Consider the following 16390-nt stretch of genomic DNA (forward strand, 5'->3'; position numbering starts at 1 on the left):
GGCAGCGCGTGGCCCCCGCACGAGCGGGGAGCCGGCCGGCGGGGCGGTGGCGGTGCTCAGGCGGCCGGAGTGGGGGAGAGGTGCGCGTTGACGACGTCGATCAGCGCGCGGGGGGTGCGGGCCACGGTGAGCGCGGAGTCGTCCAGTGCGATGCCGAACTCCCGCTCGATGCGGCCGCCGGTCTCCAGCAGGGCCAGTGACTCGTAGCCCAGGGCGTCGAACTCCACGTCGAGGATGTCGCCGTCGAGGTCGACCTCCTCACTCGCGCCGGCGCCCTCCAGCAGGATCCGCTTGAGCGCCTCCAGGGTGAATCCGGTAGCGGGCATGGCTGTCCTCTCCGAGAAGTGATGAGCGGTTCCTGCGGGCGTCATAGGCCGCAGGCGCGGACGACGAGGGCCGAGTTGAAGCCGCCGTAGCCGCGGGCCAGCACCAGGGCGGTGCGGATGGGCGCGGTACGCGGCTGTGCCCCGACCAGGTCGATGTCGTAGTCGTCGCCGGGCGTCACGTGCGGCGTCGGCGGGATCACCCCGTCGCGGATCGCCAGGCACGCCGTGGCGAGGTCCAGCGCGGCGGCGCCGGAGCACAGCCGGCCGGTCATCGCCTTGGGCACGGTCACCGGCACCCCGCGCGGCCCGAACACCTTGCTGACGGCCTCCGCCTCGATGCGGTCCAGTTCGGGTACGGCCGCGCCGTCGGCGAAGACGACGTCGACGTCCTGCGGGCCGATGCCGGCGTCGTCCAGGGCGACCTCGATCGCCTTGCGCAGGCAGGGCTCCCGCCCGGTCTCCGGCGCCGGGTCGAAGGTCGCGCCGTAGCCGGCGATCTCCCCGTAGACCTGCGGCGCCCCGCGCTCGCGGGCGCTGTCCAGGTCCTCCAGCACCAGCAGCGCACCTCCCTCGCCGGGCACGTGGCCGTGTGCGGCGCCGTCGAACGGCAGATACGCGCGCTGCGGATCGGTGCTGGTGCTCAGCCGCCTGCTGGCGAGCAGGCCGACCCAGCCCCAGGGGCAGATCGAGGCGTCCATGCCTCCCGAGACGACCAGCCGGGTGCCCTTGCGGATCTGCCGGCGGGCCTGGGCGACCGCGTCGAGGCCGCCCGCCTGGTCGCTGACGACCACGCCGCTGGGGCCGCGCATGCCGTTGCGGATCGAGATCTGGCCGCTGTTGACCGCGTAGAACCAGGCGAAGGACTGGTAGGCGCTGACATACGCGCCGCCCCGGCTCCACAGGTTCTGCAGCTCGCCCTGCCCGAACTCGAAACCGCCGGAGGAGCTCGCCGTCACGACACCCATGTCGAACTCGGGGAACTCCTCAGGCCGGACCCCGGCGTCCGCGAACGCCCAGTCGGTGCTCACCAGCGCCAGCCGGGTCACCCGGTCGGTCTGCGGGATCAGACGGCTCGGCAGCAGGTCCTGCGCCGCGAAGCCGTCGATCTCCCCGGCGAGGGTCGCCGGGTACGAGGCGGGGTCGAAGCGCGCGATCCGGCCGATGCCGTGGACGCCGGCGCGGGTTGCGGCCCAGTAGTCGGCCGTTCCCAGGCCGTTCGGAGCGGCGATGCCCAGCCCCGTCACGACCACTTTCGCGTCAGACCTTGCTGCCACCCGCTGCTCCTCCCCCCGCGCTGGTCAGCACCATCGCGCTCTGGAAGCCGCCGAAGCCGCTGCCGACCGTCAGTACCGTGTCCGTACGCCACTCGCGCGCGGTCAGCGGGACGTAGTCCAGGTCGCACTCGGGGTCGGGGACGTGCAGGTTGGCGGTGGGCGGCACGACGTCGTGCTCGATGGCGAGCACGGACGCGGCGATCTCGATGGAGCCGATGGCGCCGAGCGAGTGGCCGACCATCGACTTGATGGAGCTCATCGGGGTCCGGTAGGCGTGCTCACCGAGGCTGCGTTTGACCGCCGCCGTCTCGTGCCGGTCGTTCTGCCGGGTGCCCGAGCCGTGCGCGTTGATGTAGTCGATGCCCGCCGGGCCGACCCGGGCCTCGTCCATGGCGACCCGGATGGCCTCGGCCATCTCCCGGCCGTCGGCCCGCAGCCCAGTCATGTGGAAGGCGTTGCAGCGGGTGGCGAACCCGGCGATCTCCGCGTGGATGTGCGCGCCGCGACGCCGCGCGGCCGCCATCTCCTCCAGGACGAACACCGCGGAGCCCTCGCCGAGGACGAAGCCGTTGCGGCGGTCGTCGAAGGGGCGCGAGGCGCCCTCGGGGTTGTCGTTGGAGGGTGTGGTGGCCTTGATGGCGTCGAAGCAGGCCACCGTGATCGGCGAGATGGGGGCGTCGGTGGCCCCGGCGATCATCACGTCGGCGCTGCCCTCGCGGATCAGCTCGGCGGCGTGCCCGACCGCGTCCAGGCCCGAGGTGCAGCCGGTGGACACCACGGCGGACGGTCCCTCCGCGCCGGCCGCCAGCGCGACCTCGGCCGCGAAGGAGCTGGGCACCAGGTAGTTGTAGAGGTGCGGTACGGCGTACGCGTGGTCGACCAGGTCGAGGCGGCCGCCGTCGCTCACCGTGCGGTACTCCTGGTCGAGCCCGGTGGTGGCGCCGACCGCGCTGCCGATCGTCACCCCGGTGCGGTGCGGTTCCAGGCCGCCGAACTCCAGCCCGCTGCCGGCCATCGCCTCGCGGGCGGCGACCACCGCGAACTGCGCCGCCCGGTCCATCCGCCGGATCTCGTGCGGGGTCAGCCCCAGCAGCTCGGCGTCGAAGTCGGCCTCCGCGGCCACCTGGGAGCGGAAGGGCGACGGGTCGAAGAGGCTGATCCTGCGGGTCGCGGTGCGCCCGTCGGTCAGCAGCTGCCAGAAGTCCTTGGTGCCGATCCCGCCGGGGGCGACGACTCCGACGCCGGTGATGACGACGCGTCGTCGGCTCACCGCGCGCTCCACTGGTAGAAGCGCTGCGCCATCGCGTCGGCGGGCGAGCGCCAGGTGGCCGGGTCGTAGGCCTCGATGAACGGCTTGAGGTCCTGGCTGATGGCGACGAACCGGGAGTCGGTCTTCGCCGTCTCGATGCGCTCGCCGCCGTCCTCGGTGTCGAAGTCCTGCAGGTGGAAGTAGAGCCCCCGGTAGGAGAAGAGCTGCCGGCGCCGGGTACCCATGGCGTGCGGCATGTCGGTGCCGTCGAACGCGGTGAAGAGTTCGGCGACGTCGGTGGCCGCCTGGGGGTTCATACGGGCCACGATCAGTGTGCTGTGCATCGTTTGTCCTCCATGTCGGGCCGGGTGGGCCGCAGGTGCACCGGCCCGGGGTGCGGGCCGGTGCGGGGGTGGTGCGGGGGTGGTGCCGGCCCGGATCTGTCGCGGGGGCTCAGCGTTCGGGGCCGAACCACCGCTCCAACGCCATCGGCAGGTCGTGGTGGCTTCCGGGCGCGGCCCAGGCGACGTATCCGTCGGGCCGGACCAGCACCGCGGTGGTCCCCGCGAGCGCGGAGCCGGCGGCGGGGTCCTCGGGGGCGGCGGTGACGAGGTCGATCCGGTCGGTCCAGCCGGTCGCCCGGCGGCGCAGCTCCGGGTTGTCCGCCAGGTCGAGCAGCAGGCCGCGGGCCGGCCGCAGCAGCTCCGCGGTGCCGGTGGCGCGGCCGTTCACGGTCAGGGCCAGCGGCGGCATCCGCATCCCCAACAGGGGGTGGCTGCCGGTGCCGACGTCGTAGCGGATCTCCAGGCCGCTGACCATCGCGGCCAGATGGCGGGCCACCTCCGGGTAGTCGACCAGCTCGCCCAGCACGTCCCGCAGCGGCTGCATCTCCGCGCCGCGCAGGAAGAGCATGCCCTGCGCGCGGGTGTTCATCAGCAGCCTGCGGCCGACCGGGTGCCGCTCGTCGTGGTAGCTGTCCAGCAGGGTGTCGGGGGCGGTCCCGCGCTGCACCGCGGCCAGCTTCCAGCCGAGGTTCACCGAGTCCTGGATGCTGGCGTTCATGCCCTGCCCGCCGGCCGGCAGGTGGATGTGCGCGGCGTCCCCCGCCAGCAGCACGCGGCCGCGCCGGTAGGCGGTGACCTGCCGGGTCGCGTCGCCGAACGCGCTGACCCACACCGGCTCCGCGTGCGAGATGTCGGTGCCGGTCAGGCGCTGCCACGCCTCGCTGACCTCGGAGAAAGCCGGCGGTCCTGTCCGCCGGCGCGGCGGGGTGCCGCGCTCGCAGACGATGATCCGGGTGATGCCGCCGGGCAGCGGGCCGACCATGACCATGCCGCCGGGCAGCGTCTCGCCGATCATGCGGGGTTCGAGGTCCACCCCGCGCAGGTCGGCCAGGTACATCTCCATCGTGGCGGCCGTGCCGGGGAAGTCGAAGCCCGCCGCCTTGCGGACCGCGCTGCGGCCGCCGTCGCAGCCCACGAGCCACTCGGCGCGCAGCCGGTGCTCGCCCTCGGGGCCGCGGACGGTGATCTCGACGGCGTCGTCCTTCTCGGCGATGGCCAGCAGTTCGTGGTTCCGCCTGATGTCGACGCCGAGGTCGGTGGCCCATGCTTCGAGTACCGCCTCGGTGGCGGACTGCGGGATCGACTTGGCGGCCTGGTGGGCGCCTTCGAGGACGGAGAAGTCCACCGGCACGCCGCCGAAGTGGCCCTGGTCGCTGGTGTCCACCTGGCCGAACCGGGCGAGCAGCCCGCGCTGGTCGAAAACCTCCATCGTGCGGGCGGTGAAGCCGAGCCCGCGGGACTCGCCGGTGCGGCGGGGCAGGCGCTCGACGACGATCACGTCGATGCCGGCGAGGCGCAGCTCGCCGGCGAGCATGAGCCCGGCGGGTCCTGCGCCGGCGACTATGACTGGAGCATCCACGGCTGTCTCCTCAACGGATCGGTTCAGGGGCCGGCCTGGGGGGTCAACCGGACCGGTTCGCCGGCCAGTTCCGTGACCAGCAGGTGCCGCCCCTCGGGGTGGAAGGGAAAGAAGTGCCCGCCCGCGACCGCGCGGGACCGGAAGCGGCCGGTGGTGAAGCGCGCCCACAGCGGCAGCGTGGCGATCGGCACCACCTCGTCGTGCAGCCCGCCGAGCACGGTCAGCGGCTGGCCCACCCGCGTCCCGTCGGCGGCCAGCAGCGCGTCGCGGGCCAGCAGCAGGTCCCACGCCAGTACGTACTGCGCCCTGTCCCGGGCGCGGCTCTCGTCGAGCGCGTCCATCGGCACCCGGTGGTGGGCGAACAGCTCCGCGAGCCCGTCGGGGGTGTCCAGGTCCGCGGCGAAGTCGTGGCCCTTGGTCCCGGGCGGGGCGGCGGTCAGCACCAGGGCGTGGCACAGCTCGGGCGCCGCGTGCGCGGAGGCCAGGGCCAGCAGCGAGCCGAGGCTGTGCCCGTAGAAGGTGGTCGGCAGCGGTTCGGCCGCCCGCAGTTCGCGGACGACCCGGTCGGTGATGGCCGGCAGCAGTGTCCGGGGCGGTTCCCGGTCGCGGTGCTCCCGGCCGGGCAGCGTCACCCCGGCCAGTTCGACATCCTCCGGCAGGCCGGCCAGCAGCCTTGCGTACAGCCGCGGTCCGGCCCCCGCGTGGGCGAAGACGACCAGCCGGCGGCGGGGCGCGGGCACCGGCCGCAGCACCGTCGTCCAGGCGGGACCCCGCGGTGCCGAGCGCCTCACGGCGACTCGGGCTCGGCGGCCGGCACGGTGCGCGGCTCGCCGACCGCGCCGAGCCGGGCGCGCGCGGTCTCCGTCCGCCGCCCGATCGGGGTGAGGCCGTGCACCACGCCCAGTCCCGACAGCGGCACGCTGCCGTAGATCGACTCGTAGTGCCCGGCGGGTACGACGTAGGTCTCGTGCCACAGCCCGACGTCGGTGCCGCGGGAGGCGACCTTGTAGAAGTCGCGCCACGCGCGCCGGTGCATCGCCGCGTGGCTGAATTCCATCAGCGCGTCGGCGCCGCGCCAGTACTGCAGCAGGGTCACCTCGCGCAGCCCGTAACGCTGGGTGCGGGAGTACAGCAGGCCGCTGCCGGGATCGGCGGCCAGCTCCCGCAGCATCGGATCGAGCGCGCGGACCACCGGCAGCCAGGAGCGCAGCGCTCTGAGCTTGTTGACCCGGATCCCGAGGAGGAAGAGCACGATCTCCTCGTCGCTGGTCGTGGTGAACCGTCCGTTGTGGATCTTCTGCTCACTCATGGCAGGCTCCGTAAGTTGTTGGGCGGCCCTGTCGTGGTCAGATGGCGAGCCCGCCGTCCACCTGGAGTACGGCGCCCGTCACGTAACCGGCGCCGGCGAGATACGCGATCGCGTCCGCGACTTCCTCCGGCTCCCCGAACCTGCGCAGCGGGGTCTGCTCCAGCATGCGGCGGCGGTATCCGTCGGTGAGCTGCGAGAGCATGTCCGTCTCGATGAATCCGGGCGCCACGGTGTTGACGCGTATCCCGTAGCGGCCGACCTCCTTGGCCAGCGACCTGCTGAGCCCGATGATCCCGGCCTTGGCGGCGGAGTAGTTCCCCTGCGACGCGTTTCCCGCGACGCCGGCGATCGACGAGACGTTCACCACCGAGCCGGACTTGCGCTTCATCATGTGGAAGACCGCGGCCCGGCACACCAGGAAGGTGCCGCGCAGGTTGGTGTCGAGCACCTGGTCCCAGTCCTCGTCGGACATCATCACCAGGGGCGCGTCCCTGACCACTCCGGCCGAGGTCACCACGGTGTCGACCGGACCGGTCTCGTGCTCCACGCCGAGCACCCACGCCTGGACGTCCGCCGCGCTCGTGACGTCCACCTGCCGGGCGGTCGCACGGCCGCCGAGTGCGGCGGCCTCCTTCTCCACCGCGCGGGCGGCGTCGGTGTCCCGCTGATAGCAGAACGCCACCTGGTAACCGTCGCGCACCAGGCGCAGCACGGTCGCCCGGCCTATCCCGCGCGAGCCTCCGCTCACCAGCGCGACACGACGAATGCGGTCCATGGGGTTTCTCCTCGGTGTTCCGCGTCGCTGGGTGAAGCGAGCGCTGGGAGTTGCCGACGCGAAGGAGCCGGGCGGCCGCGAAGGCGGCCGCCCGGCTCCCTGGATTCAGGCCGGATTACGGGGGGACTCAGGTCTGCGCGGGCGGCGGGTTCCCGTCGTGCATGGCCCTGGCGAGGTTCATGTAGCGCTGCCCGCGCGCCTCGATCTGCTGGATGGTGGCCCGCCCGAAGGTGGGTCCGTAGGGCGGGATGCGCTGCTGGGCGGCGAGCGCGGCGGCGGCGTACCGCGGGTCGGGCCGCAGGGAGTGCTCGCGCATGCACGCCTCGGCGAGCTTGATCACATGGTCGTCGCCGTGCTCGACCGCCCGTGCGGTCAGCTCGGCGAACTTCGGCGCGTCCATGGCGTCCGCGTCGGCGAGGGCGGTGTCCTCGCCGGTCCGGCTGTCGGTGAGGTCCAGCAGCATCAGTGTCTGCACCTGCCAGATCGCCGCCAGCGTCGGAGCGTGCAGCCGGTCCGGCAGGTAGGGCAGCACCAGCCGTACGGCGGCCGGCGCGGTGATCCCGTGCACCGGCGGGATCGGCAGCACCTCCGGATGCGCGAGGTAGACCCCGGCGAAGCCCGCGGTCATCTCGCTGAGCAGCAGTTGCGTCTGGTACGGGCGCAGCGAGCGCAGCGCCTGGTGATAGCCCGGGTACCCGGCGAGGGTGCTGGTGTCGTCGGACGCCCCCTTGCCGCCGCGGAAGCGCGAGCCGGTCATCTCGTCCCTGGGCAGCGCGGCCATCGCCTGGCCGAGGGTCCGCTGCCCCTGGAACCGCACGTGCCCGGGCAGCCGCGTCCAGCGGGCCGCCCAGTAGGCCAGCCCGCGGGCCAGCTCGGTGAGCTGCCCCGCGGTGGGTTGCGGGGTGGCGCCCAGGCTGCGTACCGCGTGGGCGGTGCGGATCAGGCCGTGGGTCAGGCCGGCGACGATCCCCGGCACCAGCCGCGGCCACCACCTCACCAGCACCGTCTGCCAGTCCGCGGCGGCCAGCTCCCGGCGGAAGAGCACCTCCCAGTCGCCGGCCCGCGAGAAGTCGCCCAGCGCGTCGCGCCAGTCGTCCTCGGACACCGCGAACCACGGCTCGGGCCGGTCGTGGTGGGCCAGGCCCTTGCGGTAGCCGTCCACGTAGCCGGGGATCCGGTCGGCGTAGCCCAGCACCGCCAGGGTCTCGGAGCACATCGTGCCGTGCGCGACGAACCCCTCGGGCTCCGGGCCGCGCTCGTACCCCAGGTCGTCGAGCCGTTCGAGCGCGTCGTTGACGGCGTCGGAGTAGGCGGTCATACGGTGGCTCCTTGCTCGGCAGTACTGTTCTGCTGGCGTTGCGGCAGCCGCCCGCGCACGAAGCAGGCGGTCACCAGGGCGAGGACGGTGAGGACCGCCGCGCCCGTCACCACGCCGTGCAGGCCGTGGTCGACGCCCAGCCGGAAGGCGTCGCGCAGCGAGTCGGGCAGCGCGTGCAGCTGCTCGGGGGTGAGCCGGCCGCTGGAGTGCGCGAGCCGGCCGCCGTCCGCGTCACCGAGCTGGTCGTTGAGCGTGGTGTGCAGCCGGTCGGTGTAGACCGAGCCGAGCAGCGCCACCCCCAGCGAGCCGCCGATGGTGCGGAACAGGTTGAGCAGTCCGCTGGCCGCACCGATGTCGCGCTGCTCGACGCTGCCGAAGGTCATCAGCTGGGTGCTCTGCATGACCAGGCCGACCCCGACGCCCGCGGTCAGCGTCAGCGCCGAGGCCGCGAGCGTCGCCGTACCGGTGTCGAGCAGCAGCAGGGTCAGCATGCCGGCGGTCGCCAGCGCCCCGCCCGCGATGGGATACGGCCGCAGCCGCCCGGTGCGCGGGATGATCCGGGCGATGACGAGCTGGACGCCGATCATGCCGCCGACGAAGGGCAGCAGCAGGACGCCGCTGAACGTCGGGGAGGCGCTGCGCACGTCCTGCATGTAGGTCGGGAAGTACACCATCACCGCCAGCATCGCGGCGCCCATGAGCAGGCCGAGCACCTGCGCCAGGTTGAAGTCCCGGTCGTGGAAGAGCCGCGGCGGAAGTATCGGCTCCGCGGCCCGCCGCTCGACGTACGGCAGCATGGCCAGCAGCAGTGCGCAGCCCAGGCCCAGGCCGATGATCTGCGGCGAGTCCCATGCGTAGCGGTCGCCGCCCCAGGTCGCCAGCAGGGTCAGCGCGGCGACCGCCGCGCTCAGCAGGCCGCCGCCCAGGAAGTCGATCCGCACCTTGCGCCGCCCTCCCGGCCGGATGCCGGCCGCGCTCGCGGCCAGGGCCACCGCGCCGAGCGGCACGTTGATGTAGAAGGCCCAGCGCCAGTTCGCGTGCTGGGTGAGCAGGCCGCCCAGCACGGGCCCGCCGGCGAGCGCGGTGGGCATGATGGCGCCGATCACCGACAGCAGCTTGGCGCGCTCGGCCGGGGTGGTGACCAGGTCGCCGATGAGGGCGAAGGCGCCGACCATCAGCCCGCCCGCGCCCAGGCCCTGCAAGGCCCGGAAGGCGATGAGCTGGGTCATGCTCTGGGCCAGCCCGCACACCATGGACCCGGCCAGGAAGATCGAGATGGACGACAGGAAGGTGGCCCGCCTGCCGTAGAGATCGCCCAGCTTGCCCCACAGCGGTGTGGTCGCGGAGCTGGCGACCAGATACGCGGTGATCACCCAGGACAGCTCGTTCAGCCCGCCGAGGTCGCCGACGATCGTGGGCAGCGCGGTGCCCACGATCACCTGGTCGAGCATGGCCAGGGCCATCGCCAGTGCCAGCGCGGTCACCCCGTAGGCGTAGCGCCGTTCCTTCGTCCTGCCGCCGGTGGCCGCGGGCTGCGGGGCTCGTGCCTGGTCGGTGCTGTGGTCCGTTGCCATCGGGCGGCCCCTCGCTCTGACTATCCCCGTACACCGTACGAAGTCTCGGTTCGAGGTTAACCATCTTGGTACGGTGTACGCAAGTAGCTTTCAGCGCGGCGGCCAGGGACGGGAGACCTCATGGGAGGCGACGAAGCGAGCATCTGGATGCAGCCGGAGCGTTCGAGGCGGGCATCTCCCGGCCCGCAGCGCGCCTACAGCCGGCAGCAGGTCGTCAGGGCCGCCATCAAGATCGCCGACGAGGACGGACTCCCGGCGGCGTCCATGCGCCGGATCGCCGCCGAGATCGGCGCCGGCACGATGACGCTCTACCAGTACGTGCGCAACCGCGAGGACCTGATAGAGCTGATCGTCGACGAGGTCACCGGCGAGATGGGGCTGCCGGACAGGCCCAGCGGCGAGTGGCGGGCCGACCTCAGCGACGTGGTGGTCGCCAAGCGCGCCCTGTACCTGCGCCACACCTGGCTGGCCACCCGCGTCCCCGGGCACCCCGTCTGGGGACCCAACTCCCTGCATCTGCAGGAGTTCCTGCTGTCCTCCTTCGACGGTTTCGAGGTGTCGGTGGACGAAGCGGTCAGCCTGATCGGCCTGCTGAACGGCTACGTGGAGAGCTTCGTGCGGGCCGAGGTCGGCTGGCAGGAGGAGGCCAGGCGCACCGGCGTCGACATGCAGGAGTGGATGCGCAGGACCGCGCCCTACGCCCGGCAGCTGGTGCTCTCCGGCAAGTACCCGAGGTTCGCCCGCGTGCTGATGGAGAACACCTCGCCCCACATGGAGCCGGACGCGCGCTTCCAGTACGGACTCGACCGGGTGCTCGACAGCATCGAGGCCAGCCTCAAACCCGGAGCCTGAGCGCCCCGTTGCGGCGTCCCGGCCGGGGGATCGGTCAGTACTTGCCCAGCACCACCACCGCGTTGTTGCCCGCGAAGGCCAGCCCGTTGTTCTGCACCACCCGCAGGTCGGCCTCGACCGACTCGTTGGGCACGCAGTCGATCTCGCACTCCGGGTCGGTCTCGCGGTGGTTGATCGTCGGCGGGATGAAGCCGTGGGTGATCGCCAGCGAGCAGGCCACCGCGGCCAGCGCGCTCGCCGCGCCCATGGTGTGGCCCAGCATCGACTTGAGCGAGATGGTCCGCGGCGGCCGGCCGTCGTACACCCCGCGGATCGCCCGGGACTCCGTCACGTCGTTCATCCGCGTCCCGGTGCCGTGCGCGGAGATCAGGTCGACCTCCTCGGGGGCCACCCCTGCGTCGTCGAGCGCGGTCTGCATGCACCGCTCGATGCTGGACTGCTCGGGGGAGACCGGGTGGTGGGCGTCGCAGCTGAGCCCGTACCCGAGCACCTCGGCGTAGATCCGGGCGCCGCGGGCCAGTGCGGACTCCAGTGTCTCCATCATCACCACCCCGGCGCCCTCGCCGGTGAGGATGCCCTGCCGGTCCACGTCGAACGGGCGGCAGAAGTCCGGCGCGATCGTGCCCAGCCGGTAGAAGGCGGTGAAGGACTTGCGGCACATCGCGTCCGCGCCGCCGCACAGCGCGATGTCCGCGTCGCCCATCCGCAGCGCGTCGAAGCCGTGCCCGATGGCGTAGTTGCCGGCCGAGCAGGCGGTCGCCAGGGTGACGCACTCCGCGTCGGTGAGCCGGAGTTCGTGGGCGACCGACGCGGACAGCCGGTCGGCGCTCAGCCGGCGGGCCAGCCGCGGGTCGAAGGCGGCGGGGCCGTCGGCGACCCAGCTCGCGGCGAGGTTGTCCATGTCCCGCGACTCGCCGTCGGTCGTGCCGATCGATATCTGCACCCGCCGCTCGCGCAGCTCGTCCTCGTCGAGTCCCGCGTCCCTGACCGCCATCCGCGCGGCCACCACGGAGAACTGGCTCGCCCGTCCCAACTCGTCGGCGGAGCCGCGGGTGATCCACTCCTCGGGCGCGAAGTCGGGGACCTCGCAGCCGTTGGACCGGTCGTAGCCGGTGACGTCGAAGGACGTGATGGGCGAGACGCCGCTGCGTCCGGCCCGCAGGCCCTCGGTGAACTCCCGGGCGCCGATGCCGATGCTGGAGAAGACCCCGAGCCCGGTGATGACCACCCGGGCGGAGTCGGGCCGGGTGCGGGCCTGTTTCCCGGTCCGCTGTGCCGTGTCGCTCATGACCACCACTCCTCTACGTCGAAGAACCCTCTGCGGCCGCTCGCCCCGCCGCGCCGGCGCTGCCCGCGCCGTCCCGCATCCCGTGCAGGACCGCCACATGGCCGGTGCCGTGCAGCGGATCGGTGTCGCACAGGGCGATCGCGGGGTATGTCGCGGACCACCGCGTCCAGTGCCGGGCCAGTGCCAGCCAGACGCTCGTGCAGTAGCCGCCGGCCGGTACCCGGTGGACGTCGGCCCCGGCCGGCACGCCGAGCGCCGCGGGGTCGGCGGTGGGGCCGAGCACCACCAGCAGCCGCCCGTGCTCCCGCAGCAGAGCGGCCGGCCGATCCGCCGCGGCGGGCTCCACCAGCGGTCCTGCCGCGCCGCCGAAGGCCAGCAGCACCCCGGTCGCCTCCTGTGGCGCGTCGAGCCCGTCGGGGGTGCGGCACTCGACGATCGCGAGCACCGACGTCCCGGCCTCCCCGGCGTAGGCCCGCGCCACCCGCAGCGCGGAGAACGGGCCGCCCAGGCCCTGCCCCGACACCGCGAAGCTGTGCGCCTGGCCGCCGGTGCGCATGTTCAGGTACGACGCCACCGTCTGGTTCCCGTTCACGTCGGGGGCCGCGTAGGAGAGCAGGACAAGACCGGGCGGCGGCAGGTCCCGCGGCAGCTGGTCGACCAGCAGGTCGACGATCTCCTTGTGTCCCGCCGGTTCGCCGGCCGGCCGTTCCGGCCGGGTCCGCGCGCCGAGCGCCGACACGAGTCGCAGTCCGCCCATCACCTGACCTCCGGGATCGGCACGACGACCATGGCGGAGAAGGTCCAGCCCAGGCCGGTCGCGATGAACATCGAGGGGCGGCCCGCGGAGAAGCGCCCCTCCTCCAAGAGCGTGGCGGCGTTTATCAGGATGTCCGCGGCCAGGCAGTGGCTGAACCGGCGGTTGTTGTCGAAGAAGACCTTCCCCGCCGCCGGCTCCTGGTCCAGCACGCCCTCCCAGAACGCGTAGCCCTGGTTGGGCGGGATGATCCACTCGATGTCGTCCAGCGTGCAGCCGGCCCGGTCCACGGCCTCGCGCATGATCTCCCACAGCACCTTCGGCCGCATCTCCGCCGCCGACCGGAAGTCCTCCCGGGTGCCGGCCAGGCCCTGGTAGTACTCGCCCCGGGTGCGGGTGGCGAAGGACCGCACCTGCGCGCCGGGGCCGTCCAGCGACACCAGGCACGCGGCGGCGCCGTCGGCGATCATCACCGTGTCGATCGCCGACGCGACCTCGGGCGACGGCTTCTCACCCGTCACCAGCAGAGCCGTGGCGCCGGCCGCGCCGTCGGCCCGCAGCAGCGCGCCGGCCGTGTCGATGGCCGACAGCGGGATCGCGCAGTTCTGCTGCGTCATCGCGAAGGCGGTCGCGTGGCCGATGCCGAGCCGGTGCTTGATCTGCTGCGGGGTGTCCGGCGCGGCACCGCGGGCGCCGTGCAGCGCGTGCCCGTAGAGCAGATAGCGCACCGACCGCGGGTCGACGCGCTCCAGGATGCGGCGCGCGGGCGGCAGGACCAGGTCGTAGAGGTCGAGCCGCGCGTCGTAGTGCATCCGGTCGAGGCCGTGGACAGTGCGGTGCATATGGGTCTTCACGTCGCTGCGGCCGAGCTGCGCGGCTCGCTCCTCGACGGTGACGGTGGTGTCGGGGAAGAAGGACTCCACCGCGTTCAGCGTGGTCATCGCGCTCCGTCTCGTGTTCTCACAGGGCGGTCAGTGTGTCCACCAGGTCCGGCGGTGCGGGCAGCCGGGCGATGTCCCGGGCCAGGTCCCCGGCCCGGGCGCGGTGTCCGGCGCTGTACAGCAGCTCGCGGGCGGCCTCGGTGACCGTGGCCGGGGCCGCCTCCCGCGGGTCGAGCGACAGCGCGGCGCCGTAGTCCACCAGCGCCTGCGCGCCGCGGACGCTGAAGGCGCCCTGCGGAAGTATCAGCTGGGGCACGCCGGCCCGCAGCGCGGTCAGCGCGGTGGTGCCGCCGCCGTGGTGGACGACCAGGTCGCAGCTGGGGGCGAGCACGTCGAGCGGCATCCAGCCCGCGCGAATCCCCGGGTGGTCGGCGCGCAGTTGCGCGGCCACGTCGTCGGGGGCCGCGACCAGCAGCTCGACGTCGGGCAGCGAGAGCGCCTCGACCATCCTGGACAGGAACGCCATGCCCTCGGCGGCGTCCTGGGTGACGCGGCTGCCCGCGGTCAGGCAGATCCGCGGCCGCCCGTCGTCCTTGGCGTAGAGCCAGGGTTCCAGCGCGCGCTGGTTGGTGACGGGGATCCAGCGCATCAGGCGGGCCGCGGGCGCGTGCGTCGGCCGGATGCCCGGCGGGCACACGTCGACGAAGAGGTCGGGCTCCGGCAGCCCGTCAAGACCGAACGCGTCCAGCTCCGCGGCCAGTTCCTCCTCCGCGCCGGGGTCCGCGCCGGTCGCGTCGATGGCGTCCCAGGCGTGCCGCACCCAGGGGACGCCGAACTTCGCCGCCACCAGGGGCGCCGCGTAGCACAGGGTGCCGCCCACCACCACGTCCGGCGGCCGGTGGGCGGTGAAGTCCAGCAGCCGTTCCAGCTGGGCCACAGCCATCCGGGCGAACCAGCTGCCGGTGAAGCGGACGCCTTCCGCCATCCCCTGCGGCACCGTCACGGGGGCGCCGGAGCGGTCCTTGGTGATGAAGTCCAGCAGCGGCACCGGGGTCACCGGCACACCGGGCAGCCCGACGCCCGCCACGCTCGCCATCACGTTGTCGTTGGCGGCCATGAAGACCTCATGGCCGGCATTGCGTACGGCGGTCGCCAGCGGTGCCAGGCCGAAAACGGTGGCCGCGCTGCCTGCCGCGATGAAGAGAAACCGCACGGGCCCTCCTGGAAAACGGAACCGGGGGTATGGAGAGGCGACGCCTCCCATACCCCCGGCCGGGGTGTGACCTGCCCCGCGAGAGATCAGGTCAGGTAGGGGCGCTTCTCCCGCGCCTCACGCAGCGCCCGGCCCCACCAGACGACCTGGTCCAGCAGCGACTTGGCCGCGGCGTCGCTGCCTTCGGGGCTGATGACCGCGCCGTCCTTGAGGAAGTCGCCCCACGAGTTGTGGAAGCTGACCGTGTCACGGACGGTGTGCGCGTGCAGTTCGGCGAGGATCAGCCGCAGGTTCTCCGCGGCGCGCAGACCCCCGCCGACACCGCCGTAGGAGACGATGCCGACCGGCTTGGCAACCCACTCCTGCTTGAACCAGTCGATGGCGTTCTTCAGCGAGGCGGGCGCCGCGTGGTTGTACTCGGGCGTCACCATGACGAAGGCGTCGGCGGCGGTGAGCTTCGCGGACAGCTTGGCCCACACCGCACCGACCTCGGGGGGCGGCAACTCGCCGTACGGCGGCATCTCCAGCGGCAGCGGGTAGTCGGCCAGGTCTATGACCTCGACCTCGACCTCGCCGTGCGACCGGGCCTGCTCGGTGAACCACTTGGCGACCACCGGGCCGAAGCGCCCGCCGCGGACACTGCCGATGATCAGAGCCAGTTTTATCGGATTGTCGGGCATCGATTCCCCTTATGGCCACGTGCTTTCGACTGGTGCCGTGACGTCGCGGCCCGTCTCCATTATTTCGTACACTGTACGAGGTTGATGCGCTTTCAGCTTAGCCATTTCGGTACGGTGTACGCAACTGACCTGCCCCGCTCCTCACTACGCGGGGCGCTGCGCCCATACCGAGATCTGGAGCGTCGCGATGTCCTGCGCGCCGGGGTCGTCCAGGGAGGCGACGAACTCCGCGAGCTGCTCCGCGGTCACCAGCCCGTTGTCCACCAGCGGGGCGCCCTGGTAGGCGAGCCGGGCACGCATCAGCGCGTTCTCGGTGTCGCCCTGCCCCGGCCCCAGCGGGCGTACCTGCTTGCCCATCTCCACCAGCCCCGCGCGGGCTATCAGGGCCGGCGCCCGCCGCCCCCAGTAGGCGTCCACGCCGTGGGCCTCGAAGGTCTGCACGTAAGCGTCGATCACCGCCCGCCCGGTCTCGGTGGGGGAGTGCGCGGCCGGCATGAAGCAGAAGTCCTCCACCAGCAGCCAGCCGCCGGGTGCGAGCCAGCGCGCCGCCCGGGCCAGGCTCGCGTCCGGGTCCGGCAGCTGCGAGAAGACCGCCCGGGCCAGGATCAGGTCGAAGGATCCCTCGACGAAGTCCTCGGCCCGCAGGTCCATCTGCTTGACCGTCAGGTTCTGCGGACCGTCCTGGTCCATCAGCGAGGTGTCGACGTCCACGGCGAGCACCGAGCCGCGCTGGGCGCGCTGCGCCATCCACCGCGCCATGGAGCCGGTCCCCGCGCCCAGGTCGAGGCAGTCCCAGTCGTCCCTGAAGGGCAGCGCCTCCAGCAGCCCTCTCGTCACACCGTCGTAGTTGCGTTCCCACAACCGGCCGATGACCCGCTCGCCCGACTCGCCCTGCTCCGCGGGGAAGCCGCTCTCGTCCTGTCCGTTCATCCCGCCCTCCTCCCGTATCACCGCACGAGGCCACCGGTTCGGCG

At 72.8% G+C, this 16390-nt stretch carries 17 protein-coding genes; 1 reads left to right on the forward strand and 16 read right to left on the reverse strand.

What is annotated here, in order from left to right:
- Positions 1–56: 56 nt before the first annotated feature.
- From NFU81_RS02300 to NFU81_RS02345, 10 genes are all read right to left on the reverse strand, one after another.
- Complete coding sequence (locus NFU81_RS02300) at positions 57–326, reverse strand: acyl carrier protein (RefSeq protein ID WP_251484321.1); 270 nt, start codon at positions 324–326, stop codon at positions 57–59.
- Between the two features lie 41 nt (positions 327–367).
- Positions 368–1600 carry a ketosynthase chain-length factor gene (locus NFU81_RS02305; RefSeq protein ID WP_251484322.1) on the reverse strand — a complete coding sequence of 411 codons (1233 nt, stop codon included), beginning with the start codon at positions 1598–1600 and terminating at the stop codon, positions 368–370.
- Positions 1584–2870, reverse strand: coding sequence for a beta-ketoacyl-[acyl-carrier-protein] synthase family protein (locus tag NFU81_RS02310; RefSeq protein ID WP_251484324.1), 1287 nt, complete (start codon positions 2868–2870; stop codon positions 1584–1586). The genes NFU81_RS02305 and NFU81_RS02310 overlap by 17 nt, the downstream gene beginning before the upstream one ends.
- Positions 2867–3193 (reverse strand): TcmI family type II polyketide cyclase, encoded by a 327-nt coding sequence (locus NFU81_RS02315; protein ID WP_251484326.1) that lies wholly within the window; start codon positions 3191–3193, stop codon positions 2867–2869. Before NFU81_RS02315 ends, NFU81_RS02310 begins: the two co-directional genes overlap by 4 nt.
- Before the next feature lie 109 nt (positions 3194–3302).
- Entirely contained in the window at positions 3303–4772 is a 1470-nt protein-coding gene (locus NFU81_RS02320) for an FAD-dependent monooxygenase (protein ID WP_251484328.1), read from the reverse strand.
- A 23-nt stretch (positions 4773–4795) separates the two neighbouring features.
- On the reverse strand, positions 4796–5512 hold the full coding sequence (locus NFU81_RS02325) for a thioesterase II family protein (protein ID WP_251484331.1): 717 nt from the start codon (positions 5510–5512) through the stop codon (positions 4796–4798).
- 47 nt (positions 5513–5559) lie between these two features.
- A complete protein-coding gene (locus tag NFU81_RS02330; protein ID WP_251484334.1) occupies positions 5560–6081 on the reverse strand; it encodes a DUF4188 domain-containing protein in 522 nt (173 codons plus the stop codon).
- A gap of 37 nt (positions 6082–6118) precedes the next feature.
- A complete protein-coding gene (gene fabG, locus NFU81_RS02335) occupies positions 6119–6856 on the reverse strand; it encodes a 3-oxoacyl-ACP reductase FabG (RefSeq protein ID WP_251484337.1) in 738 nt (245 codons plus the stop codon).
- Positions 6857–6983: 127 nt separating this feature from the next.
- A complete protein-coding gene (locus tag NFU81_RS02340; protein ID WP_251484340.1) occupies positions 6984–8174 on the reverse strand; it encodes a questin oxidase family protein in 1191 nt (396 codons plus the stop codon).
- A complete protein-coding gene (locus tag NFU81_RS02345) occupies positions 8171–9748 on the reverse strand; it encodes an MDR family MFS transporter (protein ID WP_251484343.1) in 1578 nt (525 codons plus the stop codon). Before NFU81_RS02345 ends, NFU81_RS02340 begins: the two co-directional genes overlap by 4 nt.
- Positions 9749–9868: 120 nt before the next feature.
- Between NFU81_RS02345 and NFU81_RS02350 the strand changes: the two genes are divergently transcribed.
- Entirely contained in the window at positions 9869–10600 is a 732-nt protein-coding gene (locus NFU81_RS02350) for a TetR/AcrR family transcriptional regulator (protein WP_251484346.1), read from the forward strand.
- A 34-nt stretch (positions 10601–10634) separates the two neighbouring features.
- Here the strand turns inward: NFU81_RS02350 and NFU81_RS02355 are convergent, their stop codons facing one another.
- From NFU81_RS02355 to NFU81_RS02380, 6 genes are all read right to left on the reverse strand, one after another.
- Positions 10635–11888, reverse strand: coding sequence for a beta-ketoacyl-[acyl-carrier-protein] synthase family protein (locus NFU81_RS02355; RefSeq protein WP_251484349.1), 1254 nt, complete (start codon positions 11886–11888; stop codon positions 10635–10637).
- 13 nt (positions 11889–11901) lie between these two features.
- On the reverse strand, positions 11902–12645 hold the full coding sequence (locus NFU81_RS02360) for a hypothetical protein (protein ID WP_251484352.1): 744 nt from the start codon (positions 12643–12645) through the stop codon (positions 11902–11904).
- The gene (locus NFU81_RS02365) at positions 12645–13583 is read right to left on the reverse strand and encodes a 3-oxoacyl-[acyl-carrier-protein] synthase III C-terminal domain-containing protein (RefSeq protein ID WP_251484354.1); all 939 of its coding nucleotides are present in this window, start codon (positions 13581–13583) and stop codon (positions 12645–12647) included. The genes NFU81_RS02360 and NFU81_RS02365 overlap by 1 nt, the downstream gene beginning before the upstream one ends.
- A 19-nt stretch (positions 13584–13602) precedes the next feature.
- A complete protein-coding gene (locus NFU81_RS02370) occupies positions 13603–14736 on the reverse strand; it encodes a glycosyltransferase (RefSeq protein WP_251484357.1) in 1134 nt (377 codons plus the stop codon).
- 86 nt (positions 14737–14822) lie between these two features.
- Positions 14823–15416, reverse strand: coding sequence for an NADPH-dependent FMN reductase (locus NFU81_RS02375; RefSeq protein WP_251484359.1), 594 nt, complete (start codon positions 15414–15416; stop codon positions 14823–14825).
- Between the two features lie 144 nt (positions 15417–15560).
- The gene (locus NFU81_RS02380; RefSeq protein ID WP_251484361.1) at positions 15561–16346 is read right to left on the reverse strand and encodes a class I SAM-dependent methyltransferase; all 786 of its coding nucleotides are present in this window, start codon (positions 16344–16346) and stop codon (positions 15561–15563) included.
- Positions 16347–16390: the final 44 nt, after the last annotated feature.

The sequence above is a fragment of the Actinacidiphila cocklensis genome, assembly GCF_907177275.1.
In the GTDB taxonomy this organism is placed as follows: Bacteria; Actinomycetota; Actinomycetes; order Streptomycetales; family Streptomycetaceae; genus Actinacidiphila; species Actinacidiphila cocklensis.

Coding starts and splice junctions, on each gene's coding strand:
- NFU81_RS02360 (WP_251484352.1), bottom strand. CDS start 12,645: ATGGGCGGACTGCGACTCGTGTCGGCGCTCGGCGCGCGGACCCGGCCG.
- NFU81_RS02380 (WP_251484361.1), bottom strand. CDS start 16,346: ATGAACGGACAGGACGAGAGCGGCTTCCCCGCGGAGCAGGGCGAGTCG.
- NFU81_RS02375 (WP_251484359.1), bottom strand. CDS start 15,416: ATGCCCGACAATCCGATAAAACTGGCTCTGATCATCGGCAGTGTCCGC.
- NFU81_RS02340 (WP_251484340.1), bottom strand. CDS start 8,174: ATGACCGCCTACTCCGACGCCGTCAACGACGCGCTCGAACGGCTCGAC.
- NFU81_RS02315 (WP_251484326.1), bottom strand. CDS start 3,193: ATGCACAGCACACTGATCGTGGCCCGTATGAACCCCCAGGCGGCCACC.
- NFU81_RS02355 (WP_251484349.1), bottom strand. CDS start 11,888: ATGAGCGACACGGCACAGCGGACCGGGAAACAGGCCCGCACCCGGCCC.
- NFU81_RS02350 (WP_251484346.1), top strand. CDS start 9,869: ATGGGAGGCGACGAAGCGAGCATCTGGATGCAGCCGGAGCGTTCGAGG.
- fabG (WP_251484337.1), bottom strand. CDS start 6,856: ATGGACCGCATTCGTCGTGTCGCGCTGGTGAGCGGAGGCTCGCGCGGG.
- NFU81_RS02365 (WP_251484354.1), bottom strand. CDS start 13,583: ATGACCACGCTGAACGCGGTGGAGTCCTTCTTCCCCGACACCACCGTC.
- NFU81_RS02330 (WP_251484334.1), bottom strand. CDS start 6,081: ATGAGTGAGCAGAAGATCCACAACGGACGGTTCACCACGACCAGCGAC.
- NFU81_RS02300 (WP_251484321.1), bottom strand. CDS start 326: ATGCCCGCTACCGGATTCACCCTGGAGGCGCTCAAGCGGATCCTGCTG.
- NFU81_RS02345 (WP_251484343.1), bottom strand. CDS start 9,748: ATGGCAACGGACCACAGCACCGACCAGGCACGAGCCCCGCAGCCCGCG.